Below are 22,116 nucleotides of genomic sequence, written 5' to 3' on the forward strand. Positions count from 1 at the left end.
AAAATGGCTCTTATAGATTTAATTGAAGCTTCAAAAAAATTTGGAGACAAAATAGTTTTAAATGAAGTAAATTTTAGCGCAAACGAGGGAGAAAAGATTGCCATTATAGGCAAAAATGGAGAAGGAAAATCTACTTTTTTAAAAACGCTTTTAGGCGCACTTCCTTTAGATAGCGGTAGAGTAATAAGACAAAATGGAAAAAGCATAGCCATGCTTTCACAAACCGTTGATTTTAACGCAAATTTAAGTGTAAAAGAAGCCATCAAGCAAGAGCTTGCAGAAATTTACAATGCCTTAGAAGAATATGAAATACTGCATAAAAAATTAGAAGAAGATCCTAGCAATAAAGATCATCTTAAAAAAATAGATACGCTTATGACTTTGATTGATAGTAAAGATGCTTGGAATATAGAATCTAAAATAATACGCGTTTTAAAAGAATTTAGTTTGCTTGAGTATGAAAATCGTATTATATCTACTTTAAGTGGTGGAGAAATACGCCGCGTTGGCCTTTGCATACTTTTACTAAAAAATCCTGATATTTTATTGCTTGATGAGCCAACTAATCATTTAGATGTATATATGACAAGCTTTTTAGAAGAATTGCTAAAAAATTCAAAGATGTGTGTGATTTTTATTTCCCATGATAGATATTTTATTAACGCTATAGCACACAAGTGTATAGAAGTGGAGCAGGGTAAACTTAGTATTTTTAAAGGCGGATATGCAAACTATTTAGAGAAAAAAACACAAATTTTGCAAAGCCTTGCTAAGAGCCATGAAACTCTTTTAAAGCAATTAAAAAGCGAAGAAGAATGGCTTAGAAGAGGGGTTAAGGCAAGACTTAAAAGAAATGAAGGACGAAAAGAACGCATTTTTAAAATGCGTGAAGAAGCGAAAAAAAATCCCGGAGCAATCAAACGCTTAAAACTTGAAATTTCAAGAGCGGCCTTAAATTTTAATGGAGGAAAAACGATCAATCGTAAAAAAATGCTTTTTGAGCTTAAAAATATAAGCAAAAATATAAACAATAAAAATCTTTTTAAAGATTTTTCAACGCGTATTTTACAAGGTGAACGCATAGCTATCGTAGGAAGAAATGGTTGTGGAAAATCGACATTGTTAAAAATTCTTCTAGGGCAAATAAAACAAGATAGCGGTGAAATAAAACGCGGAGAGCTTAAGATAGGATATTTTGATCAAGCTAGAAGCTTGGTAAATTCTGATAAAAGCTTGCTTGAAATTTTTTGTCCCAATGGTGGAGATAGGGTTGAAGTTCGTGGTAAAAATATGCATGTTTATGGATATTTGAAAAATTTTTTATTTCCTAAGGAATTTTTAGATAAAAGTGTGGCTCTTTTAAGTGGTGGAGAGAAAAATCGCGTTGCTTTAGCCTTGCTTTTTACTAAAGAATATGATGTTTTGATTTTAGATGAGCCAACTAATGATCTTGATATAGCTACGATTAATATACTAGAAGAATACTTACTTAGTTTTGAAGGGGCTATTTTGCTAGTATCACACGATAGATATTTTGTTGATAAAATCGCAACAAAACTTTATGCTTTTGAGGGAAATGGATATATAAATATTTTACACACTCTTTATACTGAATATCTTGAAAATGAAAAAGAAATTGAAGAATTGGATAATTTTGCTTTAGAGCTTCAAACCCAAGAGCAAAATAATAACCAAAAAGAAAAAAGCTCTAAAAAATTAAGCTACAAAGAAAATGAGATATTAAAAAACCATCCTGAAAAAATAGATTTTTTAGAGCAAAAGATAGCTAAATTAAATCAAGATTTATCCGATCCAAATGTATATCAAGAAATAGGTATTAACAAGCTTTATCAAGAGCTTGAAGTAATGCAAAAAGAACTTGAAATTCTAGAAAATGAGTATTTTTTAGTATTAGAGAAAAGTGAGAATTTATAATTAATAAAGATTTTATATTTTTTTACTCTATGGAGCGGGAAACGAGATTCGAACTCGCGACCCCAACCTTGGCAAGGTTGTGCTCTACCCCTGAGCTATTCCCGCAAAAAATAAGTGGTGCCCGAGGTCGGACTCGAACCGACACAAGGTTGCCCTTACCAGATTTTGAGTCTGGCGCGTCTACCAGTTTCACCACTCGGGCTCATTTTTAAGATTTAAAGTTGAAATTATACTTTTTTAGACTAAAAAATACTTTAAAAATAAAAAGTATTTTCAAAAAGATTATATAAAATTATGTAATTTAAATTTTTGGAACAGTTATTGCTTTTGTTTATTAGCAATGTTTGAAAAGATTTTAACTTTAATACTTTAGAGGAAAAAAATGAGAATTACAAATAAACTTAATTTCACAAATAGTGTGAATAATTCTATGGGTGGTCAAAGTGCTTTATATCAGATATCTCAACAACTTGCTTCAGGTTTAAAAATACAAAATTCATATGAAGATGCAAGCATTTATATAGATAATACGCGTCTTGAATATGAAATTAAAACATTAGAACAAGTAAAACAAGCAACAAACAGTGCAAAAGAAATGACTCAAAACAGCATGAAAGCTTTGCAAGATATGGTAAAACTTCTTGAAGATTTTAAAGTTAAAGTAACTCAAGCTGCAAGTGATGGGAACTCTCAAACTTCAAGGGAGGCTATAGCAAAAGAATTAGAACGCATAAAAGAGAGTATAGTTCAGCTTGCAAATACTAGCGTTAATGGTCAGTATCTTTTTGCAGGCTCACAAGTTGCAAATAAACCTTTTGATTCCAATGGTAATTATTATGGAGATAAAAATAATATCAATGTAGTAACTGGAGCTGGAACTGAAAGTCCTTATAATATACCTGGATGGGATTTATTTTTCAAAGCAGATGGAGACTATAAAAAACAAATTACTACTAATATCAGTTTTACAGATAATCGTTATACAGATAAAGATAAACAAGAATATTTAAACGGGGATTCTGCTTGGAAGCAGCTTATCGGGCAAAATTATGTAAAAGATGGAAAATTAGATCCGGATATAGATTTTGAAGATAAAGACCGAAAACTTAATTTTCCACCTTCAACACTCTATGTTCAAGGAACAAAACCAGATGGAACAAGCTTTAAAAGTGCAGTTTTAGTAAAACCAGATGATAAAATAGAAGATGTATTAGAGCAAATTGGTGCACTTTATGGCAACACTGCTAATAATAAAGTTGTAGAAGTAAGCATCAATAATAGTGGTCAAATTCAAATCACAGATTTAAAACAAGGCAATAATAAATTAGACTTTCATGCCGTAGCCTATACTCCACAAATGGACAAAACAGAAAGTTTCAAAGCAATGGAAAAATTTGTTAAGGATAATGATCTTAACATGGATAATGTTACCAATGCTGTTATGCAAGAGGCTATGAAAAATGGTGATATTACCAATCCAACTAGTCCAGTTACTATTAAATTAACAGGAAAAGATGGAAAAGAGCAAGAGTTTACCTTTAGTTTAGCTCAAACTGATTTTATTAAAAGCAATATGACTGATTCAGCTGGCAACAAAGCCAATGGTGCAGATTATGATAATGTTTATTTTGAAAAAGATGGAAATACTGTTTATGGTAATGTTTCTCAAGTTATTAAAGGAAGTAATGCTTATGCAACTGATTCAACCAAACTTAGCGAGGTAATGGCAGGAAATAGTCTAAATGGTACTACTTTAAATTTAAAAGTCAATTCCAAAGGTGGAAATTCTTACGATGTTACTATAAATTTACAAACTTCAACTGTAAGCTATCCTAATCCTAATAATCCAGGTCAAACCATAAGTTTTCCTATAACCCATACTGATCCTGCAACTGGAAATAGTGGAGTTGTTACAGGATCAAATGATATTACTTATGGTCAAATCAATGATATTATAGGTATGTTTGCCGCAGATAAAATTCCAACCCAAAGCATAACAGCTACAAATGGAAAAGTTGATGCAAATGGTTATAATAGTTTACAACAACTCATGAAAGATTCTCAAGCTACTGTTGATGTAAGCATGGATTATAAAGGTCGCATTAGCGTTACCGATAAGCTATCCTCAGGAACCAACATAGGAATTTCTTTAAGTGATTCTCAAAGTGGACATTTTCCGCAACCACCTTATACTACAACTGCGCAAGTAGAGAATGGTCCAAATTTTAGTTTTAGTGCCAATAATGCTTTAGTTATAGATGAACCAAATGTTGATCTTATAAAAGATTTAGATACTATGATAGATGCGGTTTTAAGTGGTAATATGAGAGCCGATGGAAATTCGGCCGATCCAAGAAATACCGGAATGCAAGGAGCTTTAGAAAGACTCGATCATTTAGCAGATCATATCAGCAAGCTTAATACAACCATGGGAGCTTATCATAATACTATAGATGGTGTCAATACTCGAGTAAATTTCTTAAGCGTAAATGTGCAAAGCATTAAGTCAAATGTTATTGATGTAGATTATGGTGAAGCTATGATGAATTTAATGCAAGTTCAACTTGCATATCAAGCTTCTCTTAAGGCTAGTACAACAATTTCTCAACTTAGCTTATTAAATTATATGTAAAAATTTATGGTATAATTTGGCTTTGATTTTATTTTTAAGGAAAGAATATTAAAAAAGAAGCCATTTTTACCAGCTCTACACTTGTTATTTTTTATATTTGTCTTTGTATGCTAGCACCTAGCATGGGAGAATGGGTTTACAAGGCTAATTTATTTTTATTTGGAGAATTTGGGTATTATTATCCATTTTTTTTACTTGTGTTAAATTATCTTTACTATAGAAAAAATTATAAAATAGAAAATTTTAAGCGTAGAGAGCTTTTTGGTTTTTCTTTGGCCTTTTTTTCTACTTTGCTTTTATTTTCTGTCTTTTATAGAGAGTTTGGGTATATTTTAGAAATTGTATATGGATTTTTTTCTATAATCTTAGGACATACAGGGAGTGGAATTTTTGCTCTTTTACTTTTGCTATTTTCTTTGATCTTATTGTTTCCGAAATTTGCAAAAGAAATTTTAAAAATAGAATTAGATTTTACTTTTTTATTAAAAGTAGAGCAAGCTTTTAAATCTTTACTTATGCGTGTATTTGGCGGAGAAAATGAGAAAGAAGATGTAGGTAAATCAGAACCTATGGCTCCAAAATTAAATATTTTGCAAGATAGTATTTATGAGAATTTGCAAATAAATAAAAAAGAAAAAACCAATAACTTAGAACAGATAATCAAAGATTGCAATATCAATGCAAGTAAAAATTCAATTACCACAGCTAAGGAAAACTTTGAAAAACTAAAAAATCAAATTTTAGATGAAACCATAGAGATTGATACACAAAGCTTAAAAGAATCAAGAAGTTTTGTTTATGAGCATTCTCAACAAGTGCGAAATTTCGCACAAAAGGCTAGCAAAATGAGCATTAGCCTTGATGAAGATTTTAATTTTATTTCAGAAGAAGGGGTAGATATGATTCCTGAACGTTTTTTAAAACCTAAAAAACTTGAAGATATAAAGCAAATAGATACAAATAAAAATTTAGATGAGCCAAGTTATAAGCGTAAAAATATTGAAATTCCAGTTTCTAAACAGGAAGTTAAACCAAAAATTTTCACAAAAGAGCTTGAACTTAGAGAGAATTTGATAAAAAAAGAAAAACTAGAACAAGAATACAAAGCCTATCAAAATGAAATTTTAGAAAATAAAGTAAAACAAGAAATTAAAAAATTAGAAGAATATGATGCGATAAATTCAAGCGATATTATAGAAGGGAATAAATACAGTTTTAATAACTCAAAGACAATCAAAACAGAAACAGAAGAATCAAACAAAATAAATGAAAATAAAAATCCAGATAAAGCAGACAATATCTTCGAATTTACTCCTATTGTAGAAGAGTTAAATCATCCTTATATAGAACCTACTCCTATAAAAAATATAAATGAAATAGTTATAGAAGAAAAAAATACACTCGATTTTATCCAAAATACAGAAATTAAAATCGATAATGAAAAAACAAATGATCAAGAAATTAAACTTCAAAAAGCAGTTTTAGCCAAAGAAATTGCTATTAACCAAGCTTTATTGCGTGAAATAGAGCAGGGTGAGATAGAAAAACCAAAAGATTTCACCTTGCCACCATTAGATTTTTTAGCTAATCCAAAAGAGCATAGACAAGAAATCAATGAAAGTGAAATAGATAAAAAAATTTATAATCTTCTTGAAAAGTTGCGTCGTTTTAAAATAGGTGGCGATGTTATAAGCACTTATGTTGGTCCTGTTGTAACTACTTTTGAATTTCGTCCTAGCGCAGATGTAAAAGTAAGTCGTATTTTAAATTTACAAGATGATTTAACTATGGCTTTAATGGCAAAATCAATCCGTATTCAAGCTCCAATACCAGGAAAAGATGTTGTAGGCATAGAAGTCCCAAATGATGAAATTCAAACTATTTATCTAAGAGAAATTTTACAAAGCGAAGTTTTTAAAAATGCTAAAAGTCCTTTAACTATAGCTTTGGGCAAAGATATAGTAGGCAATGCTTTTGTAACCGATCTTAAAAAACTTCCGCATTTACTCATCGCAGGAACTACAGGTAGCGGTAAAAGTGTGGGGATAAATTCTATGCTTTTAAGTCTTTTATATCGTAACTCTCCTAAAACCTTGCGTTTGATGATGATAGATCCTAAGATGCTTGAATTTAGCATTTATAATGATATTCCTCATCTTTTAACTCCTGTTATCACAGATCCAAAAAAAGCAGTCAATGCACTTTCAAATATGGTGGCTGAAATGGAAAGACGCTATCGTTTAATGGCTGATGCAAAAACCAAAAATATAGAAAATTACAATGAAAAAATGAAAGAATTAGGTGGTGAAGAACTTCCTTTTATTGTAGTAATTATTGATGAACTTGCTGATTTGATGATGACTGCGGGTAAAGATGTAGAATTTTACATAGGAAGACTTGCACAAATGGCAAGAGCAAGTGGAATTCACTTGATTGTAGCTACACAACGACCTTCTGTTGATGTTGTAACAGGACTGATCAAAGCGAATTTACCAAGTAGAATTTCTTATAAAGTAGGGCAAAAAATTGACTCTAAAGTTATTTTAGATGCTATGGGTGCCGAGAGTTTACTTGGAAGAGGGGATTGTTTATTTACTCCTCCTGGAACAAGCTCTATAGTGCGTTTGCATGCGCCTTTTGCAAGCGAATTTGAAATAGAAAAAATCGTGGATTTTCTAAAGGATCAACAAAGTGTAGAATATGATGAAAGCTTTTTAAAAGATCAACAAAGCATGGGAGTTACAACAAATGAAAGCTTTGATGGGGAAGTAGATGAGCTTTATGAAGAAGCTAAAAGAGTAATCTTAGAAGATGGAAAAACAAGCATTTCTTATCTACAACGCCGTTTAAAAATCGGCTATAACCGCTCTGCAAATATTATTGAACAACTTACGCAAAACGGGATTTTAAGCGAACCTGATGCCAAAGGACAAAGGGAAATCTTGTAAGATTTTTCTTGTATTTTTGATATATAAAACTGATTACAAAAGAAGAAATTTAAAAAGAAAAAGCCCCGTAAAAAGGGCTTAAAAATTATTTATCTCTAAGATTTAATTCAGTAATTAACTTACTATAAGAATTATAATCTTTTCTTTTAAGATAAGATAAAAGTCTTTTTCTTTGACCTACAAGTTTTAGAAGTCCTAGTCTTGATGAAAAGTCTTTTTTGTAGATTTTTAAATGTTCTGTAAGTTCTGCAATTCTTGCAGTTAAAAGAGCTACTTGAACTTCTGTTGAACCAGTATCACCTGGTTTTTTAGCGAATTTCGCAACTATTTCTGCTTTTTTGGCCGAATCCAAAGCCATGATAGACCTCCTGATTGGTAAAATAATAAAATTAAAGAACTGTAATTTTATCTTAAAAAGCAAAAAATAAACTGAATTTATCCTTTTTAGAAGGTTTTGTCAAAATTTAAGTCTTTTTCTAAGAATTATTTATTATAATTACAGCTATTTCTATAGTTATAATAAGGAGAATCTGTGCTATTTACCAAAGCTAGCGAATACGCTTTACTTTCTTTAATTTATATTTCTCAAAAAGAAACACCTCAAGATGTAGATTCTTTAGCTTTAGAGCTTGATATTCCCAAAAGTTTTTTAGCTAAAATTTTACAAACTTTAGCTAAAGATGGTTTGTTAAAATCCTTTAAAGGGGCAAAAGGTGGTTTTGCATTAATCAAAGAACCAAATCAATATACTATAAAAGAAATTGTTAATAGTGCTGAAAAAAAGGATATCAGTGTATTTGAATGCAGTGGTGGTACTTGTCCAAATAATAAAGAAAAAAATTGCACCTTAATGCCTATGTTAGTAAATTTACAAAATAAAGTAGATGAATTTTTAGATTCTATTACTTTAGAAGATATTATGAAAAATAATGGCAAAAAATAAAATAGTCGATTTAGTTTTTCCTTTTTTGGGGCCTTTAATTGCTCCTGTTTTAAAAGCTAAAAGCTTAACTATTGTTGGTTTTTTAGTTTGCATTTTAGCTATTATCATAGTTCCTTTACCAAGTCCTATTTTGGACTTTTTCTTAGCTTTAAGTATAGCTTTATCAGTATTAATTATTTTAATTTCTATTTATATACCTAAACCGACAGATTTAACAACTTTTCCAACTTTAATCTTGATTATTACTTTATTTAGACTTTCTTTAAATATAGCTACTACGAGGATGATTTTAAGCGAAGGGCAAAACGGCCCTGAAGCTGTGAGTGAGATTATAGCAGCATTTGGAGAATTTGTTGTTGGTGGAAATATGGTCATTGGTGTGATTGTATTTTGTATCTTAGTATTAATTAATTTCATGGTTGTAACAAAAGGTAGTACAAGGGTTTCTGAAGTACAAGCAAGATTTACACTTGATGCAATGCCGGGTAAACAAATGGCTATTGACGCGGATTTAAATGCAGGACTTATCGATGAACAAACCGCTAGAGCAAGACGTCAAGAAGTTATTGCTGAAGCAAACTTCTATGGTGCAATGGATGGTTCTTCTAAATTTATCAAAGGAGATGCTGTTGCAGGAATTATCATAACTATTATAAATATCATAGGTGGTTTTTTAATAGGATCTTTTCAGCACGATATGGCTTTAAGCGATGCTGCATCTACTTATACTATTTTAACCATAGGCGATGGACTTGTATCGCAAATTCCAGGGCTTATTACTTCTACTGCAACCGCTATAATTATCACTCGTGCAAGCAAAGATGAGGAAAATTTTGCAGAAGGAACTTTAACTCAACTTTTAAGTGAATATCGCACACTTTTAATAGTAGGTTTTGTACTTTTTATCTTTGCGTTAGTACCTGGTTTGCCAACTTTATCCTTGGGCTTTATGGCTTTAGTTTTTTTAAGTCTTGGCTATCTTACCAAGCAGGTTAAGGAAGGTAAAATTGATATAACCACAGTTAAAAAAAGCAAACCAAGTGCCGCAGCTGCATCTCAAAGTGGAGCAGGTGGGACAACGGCAGCACCTGCTAAGAAAAGCGAAGAGGAAATTCTCAAAGAAGAAGAGCACAAGATTAACGACATACTCAAAGTTGAAATTTTAGAACTTGAACTTGGATACGGACTTATTAAGCTTGCTGAAAACGAACTTACAGAAAGAATTCGCTCAATGAGAAGAAGTATTGCTGAAAGTTTAGGATTTTTAATGCCAAAAATAAGAATAAGAGATAATTTAAGACTTAAACCAAATGAGTATAGTTTTAAACTCAAGGGCGTGTCTATAGCAAGTGCTGAAATTTATCCGGATAAATATTTAGCCATGGATAGTGGTTTTATCACAGAAGAGATAGAAGGGATTGCTACAAAAGAACCTGCTTTTAACTCTGATGCACTTTGGATTGATGCGAATTTAAAAGATGAAGCAACATTAAATGGCTATATAGTAATAGATCCTGCAAGTGTTATTTCAACACATATGAGCGAACTTATCAAAGCACACGCAAGCGAACTTCTTACACGCCAAGAGGTGCAAAATCTTCTTGATAAGGTTAAAAATGATTATCCAATCATTGTAGAAGGTGCTTTAGGTGTTGCACCTGTAAGTCTTATTCAAAAAATTCTCAAAGACTTGCTTAAGCATCACATACCAATTAAAGATATGCTTACTATTTTAGAATCTGTAAGCGATATAGCAGAAGTAAGCAAGAGTTTTGATATGATTATTGAACATGTAAGAGCGTCTTTAGCTAGGATGATTACAAATATGTATTTAGATGATAAAGGAAATTTGGATATTTTTATCTTAGACTCTGCTAGCTCTGCAGTGTTAATGGAAAATGTACAATTTAGAGATGGAAGTTATCACTTGCCTTTAAGTGTAGCTCAAACAGGCACTTTAGTAGATACTCTAAGGGCTGAAGTTGCCGCAGTAGCAAATGGTCGTATCAAGCCTTTTATACTTTGCGTTGAACCGCAACTTAGAAAATTCATTGCTGATATTTGTTATAATTTTAGCATTAATATAGTAGTGTTAAGTTTTGCAGAAATTGCAGAAAATACAAATTTTAATACCGAGGGTATTATTAGGATAGAACTTTAAGGAATATAATGAAAATTTATCATCTTTCGCACACAGATCTTGATGGTTATGCTTGTCAATTTGTAGTAAATTTTTATTTTAAAAATGTGAAATTTTATAATTCTAATTATGGTAAAGAAATTAATGAAAATTTTAACTCTATTATAGGCGATATAGAAAAAGATGAAAATTTCGGAAAAGCTATTATTCTAATAACAGATTTAAATTTAAATTTAAATCAATGCGAAGAATTTGATAAAATTTGTAAAGAGAAAAATATTAAAATTTTTCTTCTTGATCATCATCAGAGTGGCGAAGAATGTGCTCAAAAATATTCTTGGTATTTACTTGATTCTAAAAGATGTGCAACTAAAATCGTTTATGATTTTTTCTCTAAAATCTGCACCCCAGTTTTAAAACTTTCAAAATTTGTTGATGTAGTTAATGCTGTTGATATTTGGCTAAGCGAGGATGAAAATTTTGAACTTGGAAAGGTTTTTTTAGGCTTGATTGCCAATGCAAAAGAAATAAATCGCGTGATGTTTAAAGAATCGCAAATTGATTATATGTTTTTCTTGCTTGATAAGGCTTGGAAATTTATAGGAAAAGAAAATGCGAATATTTTACTCGATAATGCTACTCATTTTATAAAAAAGGATTATTTTGCCAGAAAAAATGATGATACTCTTTCTAATTTAATTTCTTATTTTGTAGTTGAAAAACTAAGTGAGCTAAAAGAAAATTTCAGTATAGAATATGAAGGCCATAAAGGCATCTTAACTTCAAATATAGGCAATACTTCTGTTATTGGAAATGATTTTTTAGTAAAAAATCCTGATTATGACTTTTTTATTGATGTTAGTTCTAGAAAAACCTTAAGTTTTCGTGCAAATGGAAAAATAGATGTAAGTTTAATGGCTAAAAATTTAGTAGGTGGTGGTGGACATAAAAATGCTAGTGGTGGACTTTTTGCGACATTTAAAGATGGAGCAAATTATAATCATATTAAGGCTCAAATTATTGATTTAATTAAAAGCAAAGAACTTAAAAAGGAAAACAATGAATCAAAACAATAATAAAACCTTAAAAAATGAACTAGAAGATTTACAATATGAGCTTAGCATAGTTTTAGAAGCTATGCTTTTATACGCTGGAGTTAAAAGAGAAAAATTAGAAAATGCAATAGAAGCTTATATCGATAATATAGATAATGTGCTCGAAAATTCGAACAAAGAAGGGGTTGATGAAATTTTAGAAGTCGTGGAATTTCTAAAAAATAAATACAAAGATTTTTTTCAATGAAAAAGTGTATTTTATTTTTTTTTAGTTTATATTCTTTAAGTTTTGCTAATATTTACGAAAAATTAAATGATTTTGCTTATGAAAAAAAACCGAACAAAGATTTTAAGATTCAAGAAGTTAAATTAGTACAATTTTCACAAGAAAATAAAGATTGCCTTGAGCTTTTAATAGAAGCTGGTCAAGTTAGAATTTTAAATAGCTATAACTCTTGTCAAAAATTATCTAAAGATAAAAGTTTTCAAAAATTTCTTAATGAAGATTTTTTAAAACTTTATAAAAATAATGGATACTTGATTAATGAAAATTTACAAAATTTGAAAAATACCATGCAAGATATTATGATATATTATAAACTCCGATATTCTTTTAGTAAAGATGTAAAAGATATGAGTAAAGATAAGAATTTGGATGTTTTAAATATAGATGAAAAAGATGGTGGTACTTTGCTTTATAAAATCAACAATCAAGCTTGCGTTGGAATAGAACTTACAAGACATGACTCAAGAATGGCTATGAAAATATACGGAATAGAAAATTTGGATAAAGAGTGCAAACTATTTATCCAATCGCCTTCTTTTAAAGATCTTTCTTACACAAAAAAAGATTTTAAGTGGTATTATTTAGAATAAACAAATGCTTTAATTTTTAAATAAAAATTTTTAAAAATCGCACTTAAAGTAAAAGTATCTTGTCTTCCAAGATTTTGAAAAACGCAGTTATCTAAGTCTTTTTTTTCTTGAATGCTTAAATTTTTCATTAAACCAACCTTTAAAAATATTGCAAACTTCAATTTTATCAAAAAAACTTTATTTTTATTTTAAAGTTTTAATTATAAGGCAAATAAATATTGTTTTAAGAATTTGAAGTTTTTTATTGAAATATTATTAACTTTTATTGACTTTTTTGAAGCAAAGTTATATACTGAATTCGAATTAGACAAATTTAAGGAGGAAAAATGATGAATAAATTTTCTATAGTTTTAACTTTGTTGTTATGTGGAAGTTGTGCTTTAGCCTTAGATCCAAATTTGGAAAAAACTAAGAGTGCAACAGGCATTGATCTACCTACTGCCAAATGGAATTTACCTAAGGCTTTAAATGAAGATGGTACCATAGATGAAACTAAAATGCCAAAAAATTCAGAATATAGCAAAATGGTTATTTTGGGAAATAAAATTCTTAATGAAACAAGCAAATATGTAGGTCCACAGGCCAAAGATCCTAAAAAAAGATTTGCGGGAAATAATCTTTCTTGTTCAAGTTGCCATGCTAATGGTGGAAGTGTACAAAATCAATCAGGTTTTGTAGGAATTTGGGCAAGATTTCCACAATATAATGCCAGAGGAGATAAAGTAATTACCTTAGCAGATAGGATCAATGGCTGTTTTGAACGCTCTATGAATGGCAAAAGAATGCCTAGTGATGCGCCTGAAATGAAAGCCATGCTAACTTATATGCAATGGTTATCTCAAGGAGTTCCAGTAGGAGCTAAGATAGAAGGGCAGGGGCTTAAGAAGATAGATTTCATCTCGAGAGCAGCTGATCCTAAAAAAGGTAAAGCAATTTATATGGATAAATGTGCCGTTTGTCATCAAGAAAATGGATTAGGGCTTAAAAATGAGGATAGCGCAGGCGCGTATTATCTTTATCCACCACTTTGGGGCAATGATAGTTATAATACAGGAGCTGGAATGTATCGTCTTATCAAAGCTGCTTCTTATATTAAAGAAAATATGCCTCAAGGTGCGCCTGACTTAAGTCTTGAAGATGCTTATGATGTAGCAGCTTACATGAATTCACAAGCCCGTCCTATTAAAGCAAATAGAGATAAAGACTTTCCAGATAGAAAGGTTAAGCCTTTGGATATGGATGTAGGACCTTATGATGATAGCTTTTCTACAACCCAACATCGCTATGGACCTTATACAAATATGATCAAAAAATAATTTTAAGGCAATTTTTATTGCCTTAAAAAATTTATTATTTCATATTACTTAATTTTTTAACTAGATCTTCTAAATCTTGCATCGAATTGATTGCACTTGGGTTAATTTGATATTTTCCATTAACAACAAAAGCAGGGGTGCCATAGGTTTTAGCTATATCATTAGCTCTTTGAAACTCGCTTAAAATTTCTTTAGCTTTTGGGGTATTTAAAAAATTTAATACTTCATTTTTATTTACATTCATAGCCTTTAAACCTATGTCGTAAAATTCATCTAAATTCGAAAAATTTCTTTGCTTGTTTAAAAAATAAGAAACAAAATAAACATCAGCAAGTTTATGAGATAAACTATCAGAATAACTCGCGTCTTTACCATTTTGCTCATCTTTGTATTGAGCAAAGGCAAAAAGATCATTCATTTCTTTGGAAAAATCTCCATTCATTAAACTTACAGGATAGAGTTTAAAATGTAAATTTGGAAAAGCTTCTCTTAGTTTTTCAAGGGTTCCAAATTTATGATGATTATAACAATGTATACATTTATAAGAAAATGCTTCTATTACACTATTTTCGGAGTTGGGTAAATTTGGATTAAGAGTAATAAAACTATTATTTGCTAACGCAAAACTTGAGCAAAATACAAGCGCTAAAACAAATTTGCAAAAAAAATTACGCATACTATATCCTTGATTAAATAAAATTTTCAGAGATAATTTTATTTAAAAAAAATAAATAAGCCCAAATTTATTTTTGGGCTTATTGTTTTATTTTTTAGGATTGAATGCTTGATCAACGCTAAAAGGCATTGCTTGATAACCCGTGCCTGAACCGCTAAATTGAATTTGAACCGAAGGCTCCTTAGCACCCCAGTTAAATTCATCAATTTCAGGTTTTGGCTCTCCAAGACTTACACCTTTGCTAAGATCAAAAGCCATTCCAGCTGTTGCGCTATAAACCATAATAGAATCTTTATCTGGTTCATATTGAGTTAAAGAAGTTACAGGAGAAAACCATTCATTTCCACGATTTTTACCATATTCCCAAATTTGTTCCACAGTTTTATTTTGCTGATCGATTTTATAAATTACAGCACGAGAATATTTTTGACTTGCAAACGCAGGTTGTTCAGCTCCTCTTGCATCACCATTATCAAAAACACTTATATAAATATAACGCTTGTTTGATTTACTATCAATTCTCCAGCCTGTATGCTGTGTCCAAGTGAAATCAAATCCACCATTTTCATTTTCATAACCTGGGCATTTGCTGTAATCATCATCGCAAACAATTTTTTTGCCATTTTTATCTACAGGTTGTAATAAATATTTTTGAAATTCTTTATTCCATCCTTTATGTGCCCCTAAAATCCATTTTATTTTTTTATCACGACCAATTTTAACAACAGCACTTTGATGGCGACTAGAAATAATAATACTATCATCACTTGGATCATAATCAACGCTATTTACATGAGCCCAATTCCTACCTATACCTGTACCTGCTATATCTCCAAATTTTTCGCTTTCATCCATTTTGGCAAGCTCTTCATCGCTTAAAGTTTTACCCGCTTTGCTTGCATCTATATTTAAACACACTGCACCTTGATCTAAAGCTTTGATAATAGTACTTCTATAAGGATCTAAAATCTCATACAATCTCCAATCATCAACAACATTACCATTCTCATCTACTTCTATAATAGTATCACGCACTGTGCGTACATGCTTACCATCTGGACGCAAAGTATTTGCTGAAGCTACTCTTAATAAATAATGCCCATTTTTCATATTGTCCATAGCATGAGAAAAATCTATATAGGTAGCAGGTAATTTGCGATTGAAAATTTCTCTTCCTAAGATATCGTATTTTACATATCTTTGACCAAATCCCCAAGTTAAAGCTCCATCTTTGTTTTGATGAAAACCCATCATAATTCCACGATTGTAAATATTATCCCAGTTCATTAGTTTATCGTTATCAAAATACCATCTGATTTCACCCTTAGTATCTATGATAAAGACATTTGAATTTTCATCCCATTCCATAGCACCACCTACAGGATTATTCCATACAGATTGTGAGCCTTTGCCAGATTGTTTTCCAGGAGCATTATTTACTAAATATAGCCTATCTGAAAATTTTGGATCCATTTTTAATACTTTCACATTTTCAAAAGGAGTTCCTCTTTGATCAGTACTTCCACTTGGTTCTATGCTAACCCCTGGAGTTGTAATTTTATAAATCTCATCAATGACTTTTTGACTTTTACCATTTGCAGTTTTAGTATAACTTACCTTTACTGTATTTAAATAAGAAGGATAAAGTCCAAAAATAGGAATTCCACCATAAGTCTTAGCCATTTTAGAATTCACATTATAAGAAATAGTTTGACCATTTGGTTTAGGAACAATGGTTGCTTTTATATCACTTAAGACATAACCATTATCCATAATAATAGCGGTCAAAGGAGACAATCCATAAGGATTCATTTTAATCGCACCTATTTGTCCTTGAATTTGCCAATCTATTTTCGCTCCACTAGGGCCACCCATGGCCATTAAAGCATTAGGTGCAAGTAGGGTAGAACCCGCCAAAAGTGCCATACAAAGAGTTTTGCTAAGTCTCATGATCAATCCTTTAAAATTATTTAAGCCATCCTAAGATAGCTTAATAAAATTTTAATAATACACAACAAAAATAATTTGTTGCGTATTTTAAGAGTATCTTTAAATGACTTGATTTAAATGATTTAAACTAGCTATATTTTGATTTGGATTTTTTGGTTCGCCTATAAATTTAAGCACCAAAACCAAAATAACAATCACCAATGCAAAAATTTTAGCATTAGGTTTATTTTTATCTAAAACATAGGCTATAAACATTGCAAAAAGCACAATAAAACAACATAAAAATTCTATAAGACAGCAAATTGCCATATTCATAAACTTTAAACTAGGAATCAAATACCAACCATTGCTATAAAGCCCATTTTCAAAATTAGGTGGAGTTCCTATAAAAAATTTTTGAAAAGCATTAAGATGATTATAAGCATTTTCTGGAACTACAGGGGTATCCATCCCACATTCTCCTGTTGGCAAAAACCAACTAGGAGCCCACTCATGCAAAGGTAAATTAAATGGATAAATAGGAATTTCACGACATCCATCTACACCTGCAAAAGGATTTTCAGAATGAACCACTTCATGAATATGATTTAAAGTTATACAATGCTCCAAGCCAAGCCAAATTCCATAAAAAGCTAAGCCATAAGAAAAAAATTTTATAATATTATTTTTAGGGTTGATTAATGCAATCATACCACCTATAGCCATAATAAGCATATCAAATCTTATATACACACATTGTTCGCAAGGTTCCATAAAAAGATATTCTTGAAATAAAAAATGCGCTATACAAGTAAGCCCTATAGTAACTATAATCAAAATTAACCAAGGTTTGCGCGTATCTTGCCATTTGGAAAGTGAAAAATTTCTGCAATTATCTTTCATTTTTATACAACTCATTTTTGCTTGCTAAGTTCTTTAGTAATTTCAATCAAAGCCTCTGGAGAGTTGATTGCACTTGGAACGATTTGATATTTTCCATTAACAACAAAAGCAGGGGTGCCATAATTTTGCGAAATAGGATTGGCAATTTCATAACTTTTTAAAAGCTCTGCAGCCTCTGGAGTTTTTAAGAAATTTTCAAAATCAGCTTTACTTACATTCATTGCTTTTAAACCGACACTATAAAAAGCTTCAGGATTTTTACCATTTTCCCATCTTTGTTTTTTCTTAAAATATGCATTAAAATAAGCTTCAGCAACTTTATGAGTTAAGCTATTTTTATCCGTAGGATCAGCTTTATTTACACCATCTTTAAATGCTGCAAAAGCAAAAATTTCATTAGCTTGCTTTCCATAATCTCCCATAGAACTTACAGGATAAAATTTATAAGTTAAATTAGGTAATTTTTCTTTAACTTTACCCATGGTATTAAATTTGCGATGATCATAACAATGAGTACAGCGATAAGAAAAAATTTCAATCAATGAATTATCAGCGTTAGCAATAGGATTTTTAAGAATTACATATTCTTTACCTTCACTTAATGCACTGGCACTTATACCTGCTAAAAAAGCACATACAACAATAGATCTTGCTAATTTTACTGGAAATTTCATTACCTTCTCCTTGAAATTTGGTTTTGATAAAACTTTTTATTAAGTTTTTATGTAATAACCATTATAAAACTATTAAAATAAAAATATTCTTAAAAATTTTATAACTAAGAATATTTACTTTAACTAAAAATCAAGAATAGGGGATTAAAAAATTGAATGCACAAGTTATCATTTTTATATATATTTTGATAATAATATAAAATAATTTAATTTTTAAATATTCTTTATAGTTTTCAAGAAAAATAAAATATAATTTTAATTTACAAAATAAAATTATCAATTTTTTACATTATATTTTATGGATAAGTTTATTTCACTCAAAAGGTAAAATCATAAAAGTATGTAAAAATAGCAGCTTAATCTATATCAAAGTAGAATAATCTAGGTGTATATAAAAAAGTTTGAAAATTACAGTTTTCAATACAAAATTATAAATTTTACATATTTTTACCTTTTATCATATCTTTTTATGATTGATATAAGATTTATTTAATAAAAATATTTCAATCTTTTTGGCTTGCATATAAAAACAAACTTTTTCCTAAAAAAGCTTTTTTTTACTAAGTTAATACTAAAATACCTTTTCTAGTTAAAAAGCTAAAATTTTAAATTTAGGAAAAGTTTTTATGAAATACCCTTTAGATTGTGAAGAAAATTTTGAAAAATCATTCTTATTTTGGCTAGCAAAATATGTAAAATTTAAACTCAACTCGCTATCTAACAAAGAATTAAAAAATCCACAAGCTTTAGCAGAAGTTAATTTTGCTCTTGCAAAAGGTGTAAAAAACATTGAAGAACTTGACGCTCTAGCAAAAAAAGCAAGAAATGCTGGTTTAAGTGGAGTTAATACTTATTTTAATCCTTTAAAAAAAGTATTTGAATATTTAAATTTTTACAAGCTTTACTCTTTAAAACAGATTGATGAAGAACTCATTGTAGAAGTTTTAGCAAGTATAACAGGTGCTTTATCAGATGCAAGTAAAAAAAATTACCGTATTGCTGTGATTAATTTTTTTGATTTTTTAGACAAGCAAAATGAAGAAGATGAAAAAGCGCATATTTTCAATATCAATCTTAAAAACTGGGCAGGTATAGCAGGTTCTAAAGGGGTAAAATTACCTGAATTTATGAGTGAAGAAGAACTTAAAAAATTTCTTGATGCTATTGAAAATGCAGATTTTAAAAACAATACCATACGCAATAAGCTTATTATTAAAATCATCATTTTTACAGGCATACGGGTAAGTGAAGCTATCAATATCAAAATGGGTGATATTAGTGAAGAAAACGATCTTTATATCATAAGAATAAGAGCTAAAGGCAATAAATATCGCGTTGTAATGATAAAAAAAGAACTTATTTACGATTTGCTGAAAAATGTAAGTATTAATTATATGAGTAAAGACGCCCTACTTTTCGTCAATAAAAAAGGCACTCCACTGACTCAATCTTATGTCAGTCGCATAGTAGAACAGCTTTTATTTCGTGCAGGAATTCGCAAACAAAAAAATGGCGCTCACATGTTGCGTCATACTTTTGCCACCCTACTTTATAAAAAGCAAAAAGATTTGGTTTTAGTTCAAGAAGCTTTAGGACATGCAAGTTTAAATACCTCAAGAATTTACACTCATTTTGATAATGATAAATTAAAACTTGCCGCACAGGTTGCAAAGGAATTAAGTGACTCTTGAAGACTACGCTGTTTTTGGTAAATATTTTTACCATGATTTAAAACACATTTTAAAAGCCTTTAACCACAAAGAAAGTAAAAAATGCTTTAAATTTATAGAAAAATATAAAAATGATTTTTATCTTTTAATGTTTGCTGATTATGAGCTATATAGATATTTTCAAGATAAAAATTTCACAAGCAAAAAAGCCTATTTGTCCGTATTTGCTTTTAAAAAAAGAAAAAAATTTCAAAAAGAATATATTGATGAAGAAAAATTTATTCCTAAATTTATAAATTTTTTAGATCAAGATAATTACAAAGAAAATTTCATCAAGGTTAAAGAGGCGATCTCCAAAGGAAGAGTTTATCAAATCAACCTCACTCAAAATTTTAAATTTCATAGCAAAATGGATTCTTTTGAACTTTTTAAACTTTTGCTTTCTAGACAAGACACCGAATTTAAAGCTTTTATAAAAGATGGAGCAAGAGAAATTTTGTCCTTCTCTCCTGAACTTTTCTTCAAAACCAAAAAAAGAAAAATATTTACAAAACCTATGAAGGGCACAATTAAGCGTGATAAAGATCCTATAAAAGATGAAGAAAATAAAACCTTCTTACAAAATGATACAAAAAATCTAAGTGAAAATGTTATGATTTGTGATCTTTTGCGTAATGATCTTTCAAAAATCATCACAAAAAAAAGCTTAAAAACTAAACTTTTTGAAATTCAAAGTCACCCTACTTTACATCAAATGACTTCAAGCGTACAAGGAAAACTTAAAAAAAATATTTCTTTATATCAAATTTTTAAAGCTCTCTTTCCTTGCGGTTCTATTACAGGTGCTCCAAAGATTGAAAGTATTAAATTTATTAAAGAATTAGAACAAAGAGAGCGTGGTATTTACTGCGGAACCATAGGTTTAATACATAAAAATAAAAATAAATTTAGCGTAGCCATACGCACCTTAGAAAAACAAGATGAAATTTATACTTATAGCACCGGTAGTGGCTTGGTTTGGGACTCAAATTTCAAAGATGAATTTGAAGAATTAAAACTTAAAAGCGCGATCTTAAATCCTTGTGATTTTCATCTTTTTGAAACCATGTATTTTAAAAATTCTCAAATTTTATTTTTAAAAGAGCATTTATTAAGGCTTATAAATTCAGCTCTTAAATTTAATTTTAATACTCACAACATCTTTAAAGATTTTTATAATATTTTAAATCAAAAAAGTTCTTATAAAGAATATCAAAATTTTACACTTTTTAAACTCGATGAAAAAATTTTCCACAAAAAACACTCTTTATTTTATAATTTTTCGCTACCCTTTAAAAATCCACACAAAGAAGGAATTTTAAAACTGATTTTATATAAAGACGGAAGATACGAATTTCAACAAAGTGCCTTAAAACAAAATTCAAACGATATTTTGCTTTTAAGTGATGATAAAATTAACTCAAAAAGTGACAATCTCTATCACAAAAGCTCTTTGCGTACTTTTTATAATCAACACTCATACAAATGGCATCAAAACTTGTGTTATGACATAGCTTTTTTTAACGAAAAAGATGAACTTTGCGAAGGTTCAAGAACCAATCTCATCTTAGAAAAAAACTCTCAATTTTATACTCCACAAATTCAAAGCGGTATGTTAAATGGCGTATATAGAAATTTCTTAATCAATCTTGGTTTGATAAAAGAAAAAGCATTATTTAAACAAGATTTATTTGAAGCAGAAAATATTTATTGTATTAATTCCGTGCGTGGTTTAAAAAAGGTAAAATTACAATGAAGAAAATTTTATTTATAGATAATTATGATTCTTTTAGTTATACCATCATCTATTATCTTAAAGAACTTGGTTTTGCATGTAAAGTGATAAAAAATGATGCCTTTAAAAAAGCTAAAGAATTAGAAAAATTTGATTTCACTCATCTTATCATCTCTCCTGGCCCTCATTCTCCCAAGGAATCTAAATTAAGCTTAAAAGCAATCAAATATTTTAAAAAAAATAAAAAAATTTTAGGTATATGTTTAGGACATCAGTGTATAGCTGAAGTTTTTGGCGGCAGGGTTTCTAAAATACAAAATCCCATGCATGGTAAAATTTCTAAACTTTATTTTAAAAAAGATCCTATTTTTAAGGGTATTAAAAAAGAAATTGAAATTTGCTTATATCATTCTTTGTATATTAGTTCTATGCCTAAAAAATGCAAAATTTTAGCTCATAATTCAGAAAATATTATTATGGCAATTAAACATAAAAAATATCCTATTTATGGATTGCAATTTCACCCCGAAGCGGTTTTAACTCAAAAAGGTAAAAAAATACTTAAAAACTTTATGAAGCTTTAGTCTTTTTTGCATTTAAAATATAAATATGAAAATCTAAAATAAAATATCCTTAAAATAATTA

Annotated in this window: 18 protein-coding genes and 2 tRNA genes; 12 read left to right on the forward strand and 8 right to left on the reverse strand. The window is 29.6% G+C overall.

Translation table 11 applies throughout. The annotated features are described in order from the left end of the window. Positions 1–3 precede the first annotated feature (3 nt). Entirely contained in the window at positions 4–1,935 is a 1,932-nt protein-coding gene (gene abc-f, locus AJ930_RS02860; protein ID WP_070274806.1) for a ribosomal protection-like ABC-F family protein, read from the forward strand. Between the two features lie 30 nt (positions 1,936–1,965). Here the strand turns inward: abc-f and AJ930_RS02865 are convergent. Next, positions 1,966–2,040 (reverse strand) — tRNA-Gly (locus AJ930_RS02865). 10 nt (positions 2,041–2,050) lie between these two features. Beyond that, a tRNA-Leu gene (locus AJ930_RS02870) sits at positions 2,051–2,137 on the reverse strand. 180 nt (positions 2,138–2,317) lie between these two features. Here AJ930_RS02870 and flgL point away from each other — a divergent pair. Both flgL and AJ930_RS02880 read left to right on the forward strand, forming a co-directional pair. Continuing rightward, the gene (gene flgL, locus AJ930_RS02875) at positions 2,318–4,567 is read left to right on the forward strand and encodes a flagellar hook-associated protein FlgL (RefSeq protein WP_070274807.1); all 2,250 of its coding nucleotides are present in this window, start codon (positions 2,318–2,320) and stop codon (positions 4,565–4,567) included. 107 nt (positions 4,568–4,674) lie between these two features. Beyond that, a complete protein-coding gene (locus AJ930_RS02880) occupies positions 4,675–7,515 on the forward strand; it encodes an FtsK/SpoIIIE family DNA translocase (protein WP_070239651.1) in 2,841 nt (946 codons plus the stop codon). 85 nt (positions 7,516–7,600) lie between these two features. Here AJ930_RS02880 and rpsO read toward each other — a convergent pair whose 3' ends face one another. Continuing rightward, a complete protein-coding gene (gene rpsO, locus AJ930_RS02885) occupies positions 7,601–7,873 on the reverse strand; it encodes a 30S ribosomal protein S15 (protein WP_002852579.1) in 273 nt (90 codons plus the stop codon). A gap of 174 nt (positions 7,874–8,047) precedes the next feature. Here rpsO and AJ930_RS02890 point away from each other — a divergent pair, with 174 nt between their 5' ends. Genes AJ930_RS02890 through AJ930_RS02910 form a run of 5 tightly spaced genes read left to right on the forward strand, consistent with a single transcriptional unit; the run spans position 8,048 to position 12,529 of the window. Continuing rightward, complete coding sequence (locus AJ930_RS02890; RefSeq protein ID WP_002861509.1) at positions 8,048–8,458, forward strand: Rrf2 family transcriptional regulator; 411 nt, start codon at positions 8,048–8,050, stop codon at positions 8,456–8,458. Continuing rightward, entirely contained in the window at positions 8,445–10,619 is a 2,175-nt protein-coding gene (gene flhA / locus AJ930_RS02895) for a flagellar biosynthesis protein FlhA (protein WP_002852599.1), read from the forward strand. Before AJ930_RS02890 ends, flhA begins: the two co-directional genes overlap by 14 nt. A gap of 8 nt (positions 10,620–10,627) precedes the next feature. Next, positions 10,628–11,674: a DHH family phosphoesterase gene (locus tag AJ930_RS02900; protein ID WP_044779242.1), complete on the forward strand. Its 1,047-nt coding sequence runs from the start codon at positions 10,628–10,630 to the stop codon at positions 11,672–11,674. After that, complete coding sequence (locus tag AJ930_RS02905; RefSeq protein ID WP_002852415.1) at positions 11,658–11,900, forward strand: hypothetical protein; 243 nt, start codon at positions 11,658–11,660, stop codon at positions 11,898–11,900. Before AJ930_RS02900 ends, AJ930_RS02905 begins: the two co-directional genes overlap by 17 nt. Next, positions 11,897–12,529 (forward strand): hypothetical protein, encoded by a 633-nt coding sequence (locus AJ930_RS02910; RefSeq protein ID WP_002861507.1) that lies wholly within the window; start codon positions 11,897–11,899, stop codon positions 12,527–12,529. Before AJ930_RS02905 ends, AJ930_RS02910 begins: the two co-directional genes overlap by 4 nt. Here the strand turns inward: AJ930_RS02910 and AJ930_RS10260 are convergent. Further along, positions 12,517–12,657: a hypothetical protein gene (locus AJ930_RS10260; RefSeq protein WP_044779243.1), complete on the reverse strand. Its 141-nt coding sequence runs from the start codon at positions 12,655–12,657 to the stop codon at positions 12,517–12,519. The genes AJ930_RS02910 and AJ930_RS10260 overlap by 13 nt on opposite strands. Before the next feature lie 201 nt (positions 12,658–12,858). Between AJ930_RS10260 and AJ930_RS02920 the strand changes: the two genes are divergently transcribed. Further along, positions 12,859–13,845, forward strand: coding sequence for a c-type cytochrome (locus AJ930_RS02920; protein ID WP_044779283.1), 987 nt, complete (start codon positions 12,859–12,861; stop codon positions 13,843–13,845). A gap of 34 nt (positions 13,846–13,879) precedes the next feature. On the opposite strand, the gene AJ930_RS02925 is transcribed toward AJ930_RS02920, so the two are convergent. The 4 genes from AJ930_RS02925 to AJ930_RS02940 all read right to left on the reverse strand — a co-directional run bounded on the left by AJ930_RS02925 (position 13,880) and on the right by AJ930_RS02940 (position 18,027). After that, positions 13,880–14,521, reverse strand: coding sequence for a thiol:disulfide interchange protein DsbA/DsbL (locus AJ930_RS02925; protein WP_044779244.1), 642 nt, complete (start codon positions 14,519–14,521; stop codon positions 13,880–13,882). Positions 14,522–14,608: 87 nt separating this feature from the next. After that, positions 14,609–16,471, reverse strand: a complete 1,863-nt coding sequence (locus AJ930_RS02930; RefSeq protein WP_070274808.1) for an aryl-sulfate sulfotransferase — start codon at positions 16,469–16,471, stop codon at positions 14,609–14,611. A gap of 99 nt (positions 16,472–16,570) precedes the next feature. Beyond that, positions 16,571–17,368: a protein-disulfide oxidoreductase DsbI gene (gene dsbI, locus AJ930_RS02935; protein ID WP_070274809.1), complete on the reverse strand. Its 798-nt coding sequence runs from the start codon at positions 17,366–17,368 to the stop codon at positions 16,571–16,573. Then, positions 17,365–18,027 carry a thiol:disulfide interchange protein DsbA/DsbL gene (locus AJ930_RS02940; RefSeq protein WP_070274810.1) on the reverse strand — a complete coding sequence of 221 codons (663 nt, stop codon included), beginning with the start codon at positions 18,025–18,027 and terminating at the stop codon, positions 17,365–17,367. The genes dsbI and AJ930_RS02940 overlap by 4 nt, the downstream gene beginning before the upstream one ends. 626 nt (positions 18,028–18,653) lie before the next feature. Here AJ930_RS02940 and AJ930_RS02945 point away from each other — a divergent pair. From AJ930_RS02945 to AJ930_RS02955, 3 genes are read left to right on the forward strand one after another with little or no spacing between them, the layout of a single operon-like run. Then, complete coding sequence (locus tag AJ930_RS02945; protein ID WP_070274811.1) at positions 18,654–19,718, forward strand: tyrosine-type recombinase/integrase; 1,065 nt, start codon at positions 18,654–18,656, stop codon at positions 19,716–19,718. Beyond that, on the forward strand, positions 19,708–21,492 hold the full coding sequence (locus tag AJ930_RS02950; protein WP_070274812.1) for a bifunctional chorismate-binding protein/class IV aminotransferase: 1,785 nt from the start codon (positions 19,708–19,710) through the stop codon (positions 21,490–21,492). Before AJ930_RS02945 ends, AJ930_RS02950 begins: the two co-directional genes overlap by 11 nt. Continuing rightward, positions 21,489–22,055, forward strand: coding sequence for an anthranilate synthase component II (locus AJ930_RS02955; protein WP_070239636.1), 567 nt, complete (start codon positions 21,489–21,491; stop codon positions 22,053–22,055). Before AJ930_RS02950 ends, AJ930_RS02955 begins: the two co-directional genes overlap by 4 nt. The last annotated feature ends 61 nt before the right edge of the window (positions 22,056–22,116 follow it).

It is taken from the genome of Campylobacter sp. BCW_6871 (assembly GCF_001762325.1).
Taxonomy (GTDB): domain Bacteria; phylum Campylobacterota; class Campylobacteria; order Campylobacterales; family Campylobacteraceae; genus Campylobacter_D; species Campylobacter_D jejuni.

Coding starts and splice junctions, on each gene's coding strand:
- AJ930_RS02880 (WP_070239651.1), top strand. CDS start 4,675: ATGCTAGCACCTAGCATGGGAGAATGGGTTTACAAGGCTAATTTATTT.
- AJ930_RS02940 (WP_070274810.1), bottom strand. CDS start 18,027: ATGAAATTTCCAGTAAAATTAGCAAGATCTATTGTTGTATGTGCTTTT.
- dsbI (WP_070274809.1), bottom strand. CDS start 17,368: ATGAGTTGTATAAAAATGAAAGATAATTGCAGAAATTTTTCACTTTCC.
- AJ930_RS02900 (WP_044779242.1), top strand. CDS start 10,628: ATGAAAATTTATCATCTTTCGCACACAGATCTTGATGGTTATGCTTGT.
- AJ930_RS10260 (WP_044779243.1), bottom strand. CDS start 12,657: ATGAAAAATTTAAGCATTCAAGAAAAAAAAGACTTAGATAACTGCGTT.
- flhA (WP_002852599.1), top strand. CDS start 8,445: ATGGCAAAAAATAAAATAGTCGATTTAGTTTTTCCTTTTTTGGGGCCT.
- abc-f (WP_070274806.1), top strand. CDS start 4: ATGGCTCTTATAGATTTAATTGAAGCTTCAAAAAAATTTGGAGACAAA.
- rpsO (WP_002852579.1), bottom strand. CDS start 7,873: ATGGCTTTGGATTCGGCCAAAAAAGCAGAAATAGTTGCGAAATTCGCT.
- AJ930_RS02955 (WP_070239636.1), top strand. CDS start 21,489: ATGAAGAAAATTTTATTTATAGATAATTATGATTCTTTTAGTTATACC.
- AJ930_RS02910 (WP_002861507.1), top strand. CDS start 11,897: ATGAAAAAGTGTATTTTATTTTTTTTTAGTTTATATTCTTTAAGTTTT.
- AJ930_RS02905 (WP_002852415.1), top strand. CDS start 11,658: ATGAATCAAAACAATAATAAAACCTTAAAAAATGAACTAGAAGATTTA.
- AJ930_RS02930 (WP_070274808.1), bottom strand. CDS start 16,471: ATGAGACTTAGCAAAACTCTTTGTATGGCACTTTTGGCGGGTTCTACC.
- AJ930_RS02925 (WP_044779244.1), bottom strand. CDS start 14,521: ATGCGTAATTTTTTTTGCAAATTTGTTTTAGCGCTTGTATTTTGCTCA.
- flgL (WP_070274807.1), top strand. CDS start 2,318: ATGAGAATTACAAATAAACTTAATTTCACAAATAGTGTGAATAATTCT.
- AJ930_RS02945 (WP_070274811.1), top strand. CDS start 18,654: ATGAAATACCCTTTAGATTGTGAAGAAAATTTTGAAAAATCATTCTTA.
- AJ930_RS02920 (WP_044779283.1), top strand. CDS start 12,859: ATGAATAAATTTTCTATAGTTTTAACTTTGTTGTTATGTGGAAGTTGT.